Source organism: Streptomyces endophyticus (genome assembly GCF_035798155.1).
In the GTDB taxonomy this organism is placed as follows: Bacteria; Actinomycetota; Actinomycetes; order Streptomycetales; family Streptomycetaceae; genus Streptomyces; species Streptomyces endophyticus.
In genome coordinates this window covers 1-8,536 of record NZ_JAOZYC010000038.1, presented here as the reverse complement: position 1 = coordinate 8,536, position 8,536 = coordinate 1, and the positions used below count along the sequence as shown (strand labels likewise).

Annotated in this window: 11 protein-coding genes; 6 read left to right on the top strand and 5 right to left on the bottom strand. The window is 72.6% G+C overall.

The window, feature by feature from the left end; genetic code table 11:
- From OKJ99_RS06985 to OKJ99_RS06975, 3 genes are all read left to right on the top strand, one after another.
- The coding region (locus OKJ99_RS06985; protein WP_326014910.1) for a DUF2293 domain-containing protein at nucleotides 1-426 on the top strand (426 nt) is incomplete at its 5' end.
- 63 nt (nucleotides 427-489) lie between these two features.
- A complete protein-coding gene (locus OKJ99_RS06980) occupies nucleotides 490-975 on the top strand; it encodes an anthrone oxygenase family protein (protein WP_326014908.1) in 486 nt (161 codons plus the stop codon).
- A gap of 102 nt (nucleotides 976-1,077) precedes the next feature.
- On the top strand, nucleotides 1,078-2,595 hold the full coding sequence (locus OKJ99_RS06975; protein WP_326014906.1) for a glutamate synthase subunit beta: 1,518 nt from the start codon (nucleotides 1,078-1,080) through the stop codon (nucleotides 2,593-2,595).
- Nucleotides 2,596-2,647: 52 nt separating this feature from the next.
- Here OKJ99_RS06975 and OKJ99_RS06970 read toward each other — a convergent pair whose 3' ends face one another.
- Nucleotides 2,648-2,920, bottom strand: coding sequence for a DUF397 domain-containing protein (locus OKJ99_RS06970; RefSeq protein ID WP_326014905.1), 273 nt, complete (start codon nucleotides 2,918-2,920; stop codon nucleotides 2,648-2,650).
- Nucleotides 2,921-3,790, bottom strand: a complete 870-nt coding sequence (locus OKJ99_RS06965; protein WP_326014904.1) for a helix-turn-helix domain-containing protein — start codon at nucleotides 3,788-3,790, stop codon at nucleotides 2,921-2,923.
- A 341-nt stretch (nucleotides 3,791-4,131) separates the two neighbouring features.
- Here OKJ99_RS06965 and OKJ99_RS06960 point away from each other — a divergent pair, with 341 nt between their 5' ends.
- Nucleotides 4,132-4,569, top strand: coding sequence for an ATP-binding protein (locus OKJ99_RS06960; RefSeq protein ID WP_326014911.1), 438 nt, complete (start codon nucleotides 4,132-4,134; stop codon nucleotides 4,567-4,569).
- 58 nt (nucleotides 4,570-4,627) lie between these two features.
- Nucleotides 4,628-5,104, top strand: coding sequence for a hypothetical protein (locus tag OKJ99_RS06955; protein WP_326014903.1), 477 nt, complete (start codon nucleotides 4,628-4,630; stop codon nucleotides 5,102-5,104).
- Between the two features lie 45 nt (nucleotides 5,105-5,149).
- On the opposite strand, the gene OKJ99_RS06950 is transcribed toward OKJ99_RS06955, so the two are convergent.
- A complete protein-coding gene (locus tag OKJ99_RS06950; RefSeq protein ID WP_326014902.1) occupies nucleotides 5,150-5,332 on the bottom strand; it encodes a hypothetical protein in 183 nt (60 codons plus the stop codon).
- Nucleotides 5,333-5,495: 163 nt separating this feature from the next.
- Nucleotides 5,496-6,188, bottom strand: a complete 693-nt coding sequence (locus OKJ99_RS06945; RefSeq protein ID WP_326014901.1) for a DUF899 domain-containing protein — start codon at nucleotides 6,186-6,188, stop codon at nucleotides 5,496-5,498.
- A 201-nt stretch (nucleotides 6,189-6,389) separates the two neighbouring features.
- On the opposite strand from OKJ99_RS06945, the gene OKJ99_RS06940 reads away from it, so the two are divergent.
- Entirely contained in the window at nucleotides 6,390-7,352 is a 963-nt protein-coding gene (locus tag OKJ99_RS06940; RefSeq protein WP_326014900.1) for an endonuclease/exonuclease/phosphatase family protein, read from the top strand.
- A gap of 10 nt (nucleotides 7,353-7,362) precedes the next feature.
- Here OKJ99_RS06940 and OKJ99_RS06935 read toward each other — a convergent pair.
- A partial coding sequence (locus OKJ99_RS06935) for an FUSC family protein (RefSeq protein ID WP_326014899.1) occupies nucleotides 7,363-8,536 on the bottom strand: 1,174 nt, incomplete at its 5' end.

Here is an 8,536-nt window from a genome sequence, read left to right as displayed (position 1 = left end):
GTGTTCGTGGCGGAGTTCGCGGCGCGGATCCGGCTGCTGTTCCCCGGCTGCCCGGAGGACCGGGCGGCGGCGATCGCCGCGCATGCCGGGGCGCGCGGGAGCGGGCGGGTGGGCCGGAGCGCGGCGGGGCGGGCGCTTTCGGAGGGTGCGGTCGCGGCCGCGGTGCGGGCTGCCGTGCGCCATGTGGACACGCCCTACGACCGGTTGCTGATGGAGGGCGTACCCCGGAGGGAGGCGCGGTCGCGGGTGGCCGAGGCCGTGGCGGCGGTACTGAACGAGTGGCAGGGACCGGCTCCCGCCCCATCCACCGCACCCGCCACACGCACCGCTCCCGCCCCATCCACCGCACCCGCCACACCCGACGGCCGCGCCGCTCCCACCGTACTCCACAGAACCGCCACAACCGGCACCGTTCGCTCAATGTAATCGTGAAATCACTGTCCACAACCGACAAACTGCGGCATGATCCCTCTTGATAGGGGGGAGCGCATGATCGAGGGACCGTATTTCGTGCTGGTCGTGCTGGGGGCGGTCTGGTGCGGGGTGAGCTCAGGGGTGTTCATCGCGTTCTCCACATTCGTGATGCGCGGGCTGGGCGCGCTGCCCGCCGCGCAGGGGATCACCGCGATGAACGCCATCAACGTCGCCGCCCTCACGCCGCCGTTCATGGTCGTCTTCCTCGGCGCGGCGGTGCTGTGCGCGGTGATCGCGGTCGTGACGTTCGTGCTCTGGCCCGACGCGGGCACCATCGAGCTGCTGCTCGGCTGCGCGCTGTATCTGGCGGGCTCCTTCGGCGTGACGGTCCTGGCGAACGTGCCGCGCAACGCGGCGCTCGCCGGCCTCTCCGGCGCCGAGGAGTCCGAGGGCAGCACCGCGCAGTGGCGGACGTATCTCGTCGAGTGGGTGCGGTGGAACCACGTACGGGCGGCGACGGGAGCCGCCGCCTCGCTGCTGTTCGTGCTCGCCCTGACGTGAACCCTGACATGAGCCCCGACGTGAGCTGGGGCGGCCCGCGCCCACCCGACGTATCGTGACGAAAAGAGCCAGAGCCAGTAGTCACGGCGTAGGGAGACGGCCATGGCCGACCCCAAGGGCTTCCTCACCACGTCCCGGCGGGAGGCGCCGCGCCGCCCCGTCGGGGAGCGGGTCCGCGACTGGGACGAGGTGTACGTCCCCGGCGGCCTGCTGCCCATCATCGAAGCGCAGGCCGACCGCTGCATGGACTGCGGGATCCCGTTCTGCCACGAGGCGTGCCCGCTGGGGAACCTGATCCCCGAGTGGAACGACCTGGTCTCGCGGGACGACTGGCAGGCGGCGAGCGAGCGGCTGCACGCCACGAACAACTTCCCGGAGTTCACCGGCCGCCTGTGCCCGGCCCCGTGTGAGGCGGGCTGCGTCCTCGCCATCAATCAGCCGGCCGTGACCATCAAGAACGTGGAGGTCGCCATCGCCGACCGGGCCTGGGACGAGGGCTTCGTGTCCGCGCAGCCGCCCGAGCGGCACAGCGGTCTGACCGTCGCCGTCGTCGGCTCGGGCCCCGCCGGACTCGCGGCCGCGCAGCAGCTGACGCGGGCCGGGCACACGGTCGCCGTGTACGAGCGGGACGACCGGCCGGGCGGGCTGCTGCGCTACGGGATCCCCGCGTTCAAGATGGAGAAGCGCCAACTTGACCGCCGACTCGACCAGTTGACCAAAGAGGGCGTGCGGTTCCGTACGTCGACGGAGATCGGCCGGGACCTCGAAGCCGCCGACCTGCGGTCCCGCTACGACGCCGTGATCGTCGCGACCGGGGCCACGAAATGGCGCGAACTGGACGTACCCGGACGGGAGTTGGCGGGCGTCGAGCAGGCGATGACGTACCTGCCGTGGGCCAACCGCGCGTACGAGAACGGGAAGAACACCCCACAGGCCATCCAGAAGACGCAGGAGTCGCCGCTCACCGCCACCGGCAAACACGTCGTCATCGTCGGCGGCGGCGACACCGGCGCCGACTGCCTCGGCACGGCGGTGCGCGAACGGGCCGCGTCCGTCACCCAGTTGGACATCTACGACAGGCCGGGCGAGGCGCGTGACGAGGACGCCGAGCCGTGGCCGACGTACCCGAAGCTGTACCGGCTCTCCGCCGCGCACGAGGAGGCCGGTGAGCTGCGCACGGCCCCGGCGGCCGACGCGGACGCCCGGCTCTTCGCCGCCTCCACGCTGCGCTTCACAGGGGACGCCGCGGGACATGTGCGCGCGCTGCACCTCGTGGAGGTGGACGCGGCGCGCCGACCGCTGCCGGGAACGGGGCGGACACTGCCCGCCGATCTGGTGCTGCTCGCGCTCGGCTTCCACGGTCCCGAGCGTCAAGCCGGGGGCCTCATCGACCAGTTGGGCCTCGGGGTCGACGAGCGGGGCCGTCTCGCGCGGGACGCCGCCTTCGCGACGGGTGTGCCGGGCGTGTTCGTCGCGGGTGACGCGGGGCGCGGCGCTTCGCTCGTGGTGTGGGCGATCGCCGAGGGAAGGGCGGCGGCCGCCGCGGTCGACCGCTGGCTGACGGGGCGGACGCAGCTGCCGGAGCCGATCGGGGCGCACGACCGCCCGATGACCGTCTGAGCGGCCCGGACCACCCGGACCGCTCACCTGAACGCGGGCGACCCGCGGCGCGTCACGACAGCAGAAAGTCCGCCGCCCCCGACTTCGCTCCCTCGATGAACGCGGTGATCTCACCGATGGTGTAGATCAACGCGGGCCCGTCCGGGTCCGAGGACTGACGTACGGCGACGCGCCCGTCGGCCAGCTTCATGGCTTCGAGGCAGTTGCCTCCGTTGCCGCCACTCCACGGCTTGTGCCAGCCTTCGCCGCCGAGCTCGCGCGCGGGCATGCCGTTGTAGATCGGCTCGCCGTCGACGCCTCGTATTCGGTCCTTGATCGAGTCCATTCACAGCTCCTTGCGGAGATCGCGGAGGATCTCCTTTGTGCGTTGCGCCGTCGCGGCATGCGCCGCCATGCGGTCCATGACTTCGAGGTGGGTGGCCACCTCGGGGCGCGCGTCGAGGTAGACCGCGCCTGTCAGGTACTCGCTGTAGACCATGTCCGGCAGTTCTGACATGGCAAATCGGAACAGGACGAAGGGTCCGTACGTGCCCGGGTGCGGGCCCGCGGCGAACTCCGCGACCTGGAGCGTCACGTTCGGCAGATCCATCGCTTCGAGCAGCCGGTCGATCTGGGCGCGCATCACGTCCGCGTCGCCGACCGGGCGGCGCAGGGCGGTCTCGTCCATCACGACCCACAGGCGGGGCGCGTCCTCGCGGGTGAGCAGGGCCTGACGCTGCAACCGCAGGGCGACGTGCCGCTCGACGACGTCCGGGTCCTCGGCGAGCGCACGGCCTATGGCCCCGGACTCGAGCACCCCGCGCGCGTAGTCCTCGGTCTGCAGCAGGCCGGGCACGAAGTGCGGGTCGTAGGACCTGATGAGCCGGGCCGCGCCCTCCAGGCTCACGTACATGGAGAACCAGCCGGGCAGGATGTCGTGGTACCGCTGCCACCAGCCCGGCTTGTTCGCCTCCTCCGCGAGTTGGATGAAGGAGGAGGTCTCGTCGTCCGCGACGCCGTAGGACTTCAGGAGCAGCTGGACGTACGGGATCCGCAGCGAGACCTCGGCGGTCTCCATGCGGCGGATCGTCGCGGCGGTCACGCGGAGTACTTTCGCGGCCTCCTCGCGCTTGAGCCCGGCGCCCTCGCGAAGGTCCTGCAGGCGGCGGCCGAGAACGACCTGGCCGACCGTCGGCGCGGACCGAGGTTCGCTCACGCCCCCTACCTCCCAGTAGTCCCGATGTCTGAATCCCGCCACTTTTCATCGCGGAAAAAGGCCCGAAAGACGTCCCTCACCGGCCGTTTCCCTGCGATTCGCCCCCGATGAGGGCCGCGTGGCGCGCTGTTGCGAGCAGTCTGCCATGCCCACTCCACACGGCATACGCCACTCTGCACTTTTCAGAGTGGCCCTTGCCAAGTGTTCATGGCGGGGAGATAGTGGCAAGCGTGACTCCGTCTGCGCCTTTAGGAACAGAAGCCGGCGAAACTACGCTCGGTAACCGTTCGGGTACCCCGGCAGGGGCCCACCCGTCGGCGACCCGTCGCAGCAGTTTCGAACTGGCTCCCCACCCGGGCTCCGCCGCTCAGGCCCGGCGCGTGACGCGTACCCATCTCAGTGCGTGGGGCGCGTGCGAGGACACCTGTGACGCGGCGGCCCTCGTCGTGTCCGAACTGGTCACGAACGCGATCGTGCACACCGCGAGCCGGCGCATCCACTGCGAACTGCGCGAGCTGCGCGACGACTCCGGTGACCGCCTGCGCATAGCGGTCAGGGACGAGGGCTGCATCCCCGGTGACGCCCGCGTGGGCCGCGTCGCGCCCGAGGAGGAACACGGCAGGGGGCTCCTCCTCGTAGCCGCGGTCGCCACGGCGTGGGGCGCCCAGGAGACCGGCCCAGGACTTCTCGTCTGGGCCGAACTGCCGCGCGACGACCAGGAACCGCAGTCACCGGGCCCCGTCCCCGGCGCATCGGACGGCGCCGGATGGGCCTGGTGAGAGCCCGCCCCTGCCGGACGGCGGGCGGAGGAACGACGAATGTGCGAAACGGGATCGGATGGGCGTGGTGACAACGGGCAAGCGGACGATGCACTTGAACTCGCTGGCCGGACTGGCCCGGAGGCATCGCCCCCGGCGTCCGGAGCGCGCTGAGGCTCCGCGTGCGGGCCGTACGCCGCCCGTGCGGCTCAGCGTGCCCGCGGGCATGACCGCGCCGCTCGGCTGCGACGCCGTCGCGGTGCCCGAGGAGTTCGGCCGGGCGATGGCGAAGCGCCTGCCGCGGATGGGCTGTGTGTACGCGGACGGGGCGCACTGGTGGTGGCTCGTGCCGTCGGACTCCGACGTGTCCCTGGAGTGGCCCGCGCCCGCGTGCTACACGGCGGGCGCCCTGGTGCTCGACGCCCCGCGGCCGCCCGCACTGGTGCACTGTCCGGAGGGTTCGGTGCCGTACACGCCGCCGATTCCGCTGTACCTCGCGCTGTGCCGGGTCACGGGGACCACGCCGGTGTGGTCACGCTCGGTCGGCGCTTCGTAAATCGCCTTGGTCGGCGCGTCGTAAGTCGCCTTCCACGGACGGGAGTCAGCCCACGGGCTCGGCCACCGGCCCCCGCACGATCACCAGGAACGCGTCCGTCGCCAGGTCCATCACCACTTCGGCCGGCTGGCCCTCCTGACGGCGCCGGTTCGCGTACTCCTCCGCGGGCCAGGAGCCGCGGGGGCCGCCCGCCGGAAAACGTTGCAACACCACTCGTCCGTTGATCATCGCTCGTCCCTGCCCCCGTGATCGTGCCGATGTGCGGCGCCCGGCGCGTCCGGGCGCTTCATGAGGGAGAACGTTGACAGGGGCGGTTCCGGCTCGCAACGTGACGAGAATGACACCGAGTTGAGACGAGGTCAGGTCGTACGGGCGGAGGTCCCGGCGGGCCTCAGTCGACGTACTCGTCGTGATAGCGCACCCGCGCACTGCCCGCGGGCGCCCCGAGAGCCGACGCGCGCCCCTCCGGTTTCTCCCACTCCTCCTGGCGGCCGAGAGCGGTGAGGTCCAGGAGGTTCGTGGTGAACCCGATGTGGTCCATGCCGCGGGCGAACGTCGAGTACGTGTGGAACACCCGCTCCCCCTCGCGCAGGAAGCAGCTGATCGCGGGCTGCTCCTGGAGGGTGCCGTCCTCGTCCACGTACGTGGCGCCGAAGTCCTGGTTGAAATCGCTGAGATGGGACGAGTACCAGGGAACCGTCCAGCCCATCCGTGCCTTGAACGGCAGGATCCGGGTGAACGGCGCGCGGGACACCGCCGCGAACTCCGTACCACGGGCCCGCAGATGGGCCAGGTGCCCGATCTGGTCGAGGAATCCGGAGCAGCTGCGGCAGCCCGCGTCCCAGTCGGGCGCGAACATGAAGTGGTAGACGACGAGTTGGGGACGTCCATCGAACAGGTCGAGCAGCTCCGACTTCCCGTCCGGGCCCTCGAAGACGTACGACTTGTCGATCTCGACCATGGGCAGCTCGCGCCGCCGTGTGTTCAGCGCGTCCCGCGCCCGGGTCGCCGCCTTCTCCAGGGCGAGCAGTTCCTCGCGCGCGACGCGCCACTCCTCGCGCGTGACCACCTTCGGCAGCCCCATGGTTCCTCCTCCGGTCGTGTCTCTCGTCAGGGGTGACCGCGGGGCCGTGCGGAACTCATCGCTGCGGCGGAAGTTTTTCTGAACAAGCCCTGATTCCCCGAAGGGGCCCTGATTTTCTGAAGGAGCGCTGTCCTCCCGGCGGAGCCGCTGGCACGCTGGCCGCCCCGGCCCGTCCGGGCCGGCCAGAGGACGGAGCACGCCATGCTCGTCGGAACCTGGAACCTGGAGAACCTCTACCGCCCCGGCGGCCCCTACGGCCCCCGTGACAAGGCCACTTACGAGGCGAAACTCGCCTCTCTCGCCGCCACCGTGAACCGGCTCCGGCCCACCCTTCTCGGCGTGCAGGAGGTCGGCGACCCGGCGGCGCTCGACGATCTGGTGCAGCTGCTCGACGGCCGCTACACGGCGACGCTGTCGCAGTACCCCGACGAGCGCGGGATCCGGGTCGGCTTCCTCGGCGACGTCGGCGTGCGCGTGGTCGCGGACACGGCCGCGTTCCCGGAGGCGGTGCGCCCGGTGCAGGTGGACGACGGCGGCAGGACGGCGGACCGGGCGGGCCGGGGCGTGCTCGCCGTGCACTTCTCGACGCGGGCGACCTGGCTCACGGCCGCCGTCTGCCACCTCAAGTCGAAGCTGCTCGGCTACCCGGGCGGCCGGTTCATGCCGCGCGACGAGGGCGAGCGGGCACGTTACGCGGCGTACGCGCTGGAGCGGCGCGCGGCGGAGGCGACGACCGTACGCGCCCTCGCGGACACCCTCATCGGGGAGGACGGCCGTCGTGAACGCGTCGCCGTCCTGGGCGACTTCAACGACGAGGTGTCCGCCGCGAGCACCCAGATCCTCCAGGGTCCGCCCGGCTCCGAGATCGGCACGCCCGGCTTCGACCACGCCGACAAGGGCGACGCGAAGCGGCTGTGGAACGTGGCGCCGCTGATCCCCGAGGAGCAGCGGTACTCGCGGGTGTACGCGGGCCACCGCGAGCTGATCGACCACGTCTTCGTCTCGCACGAACTGCTCGGCCACGTCGTCCGCGCCGGGACGGGCGCGCCGCGTGGGGAGGGCGCCGCGCTCGAACCGCTGCCGTCGGTGGGCGGGGATCCGCAGGACCGGCGGGACGCGCCGGGGTCCGACCACGCGCCCGTGTGGATCGATCTGCGGCCCTGAACCGTGCGTGTCAGGCGGCGAGTTCCGCGAGCAGCACGTCGATCCTGCGCGCGTGCTGCTCGGGCACCCGCCCGGTGTCGTCGACCTGCACCGCGCACGCGGTCGTCGCGTCGACCAGCCGCTCCAGTACGACGGTCACCTGCCGCGAGCCGTCCGAGTGCCGCGCGAGCACCGGCAGTTCGGCTGCGGCCAGGTCCACGGCGGCCCGCGCCTGCGCGAGCGTCCGGTACGCCTCGCGCCGCAGCGCCCACCGCCCGTGCCGGTCGGCGCCCCGCGCCGCCTGCGCGCCCTCCACGCCCTCCGCTCCTTGCGCGGATTCGCTCAGCACATGCCGTACGTAGGCGTGGGCGGCGTCGTGCGCGACGGCGAGCCGCACCCGCACCCCGCCCCCGCGGTGCCCGCCCGGCAGCGACAGATGCCCGGCGACCAGCACAATGGCGCAGGCGAGCAGCGTCTCGGTGATCCGGTTCCAGGACGCCTGCGGCTCCCCGCCCACCATCACCAGGGACAGCACGAGGACGGTGACGACGGCGGTCTGCGCGGCGAAGTGCCGGGTGGCGACGGGGATCAGCGCCCCACAGGCGGCGACCAGCGCGACGAGCCCGAGCGGCTGGGGCAGCACAGCGGCGAGCCCCGCGAAGAGGACGGCGCCCGCGACGGTCCCCGCGGCCCGGCACAGCGCGCGCGAGGCGAGCGGTCCGAGGTCCGGCTTCACGAGGAAGACGGCGGTGGCGGGCAGCCAGTACCAGTGCAGCGGATGCAGGGCCTGGGCGACGGCGGCGCTGGCGCCGAAGGAGAGCCCGACCCGGACGCCGTACTCGCGCCCGGCGGGACCGGCCACCCTGCGCAGCACCCCGCCCACGGACGCGCGCCGCCGGCCCGCCGGCAGCTGGACACCGGCCCCGAAGCGCAGTCCGACGCGGGCCGCCGCGGGCCCGACGACCTTGTCCAGCAGCCCGGTCCCGGACTCGGGCGGGCGCCGTCCGGCCACCACGCTCCGGACACCGGCGCCGTCGAACGCCTCGGCGGCCCGCAGAAGCGCCTCGTCAAGGGCCCGCAGCCCCGCGTCGGCGCGGGCGGGTGCGGGCAGCGCGCCGGGCGCCTCCCCGCTCCGCACGGCGGCGGCGAGCCTGCGCGGCCCCTCCCCGGCCCGCGCGGGCACCGGCTGCCCGGTCCAGGCGAGC

Excerpts from the sequence above, each read along its gene's own strand:
- OKJ99_RS06980 (WP_326014908.1), top strand. The coding sequence starts at position 490 with ATGATCGAGGGACCGTATTTCGTGCTGGTCGTGCTGGGGGCGGTCTGG.
- OKJ99_RS06975 (WP_326014906.1), top strand. The coding sequence starts at position 1,078 with ATGGCCGACCCCAAGGGCTTCCTCACCACGTCCCGGCGGGAGGCGCCG.
- OKJ99_RS06970 (WP_326014905.1), bottom strand. The coding sequence starts at position 2,920 with ATGGACTCGATCAAGGACCGAATACGAGGCGTCGACGGCGAGCCGATC.
- OKJ99_RS06955 (WP_326014903.1), top strand. The coding sequence starts at position 4,628 with ATGGGCGTGGTGACAACGGGCAAGCGGACGATGCACTTGAACTCGCTG.
- OKJ99_RS06950 (WP_326014902.1), bottom strand. The coding sequence starts at position 5,332 with ATGATCAACGGACGAGTGGTGTTGCAACGTTTTCCGGCGGGCGGCCCC.
- OKJ99_RS06945 (WP_326014901.1), bottom strand. The coding sequence starts at position 6,188 with ATGGGGCTGCCGAAGGTGGTCACGCGCGAGGAGTGGCGCGTCGCGCGC.
- OKJ99_RS06940 (WP_326014900.1), top strand. The coding sequence starts at position 6,390 with ATGCTCGTCGGAACCTGGAACCTGGAGAACCTCTACCGCCCCGGCGGC.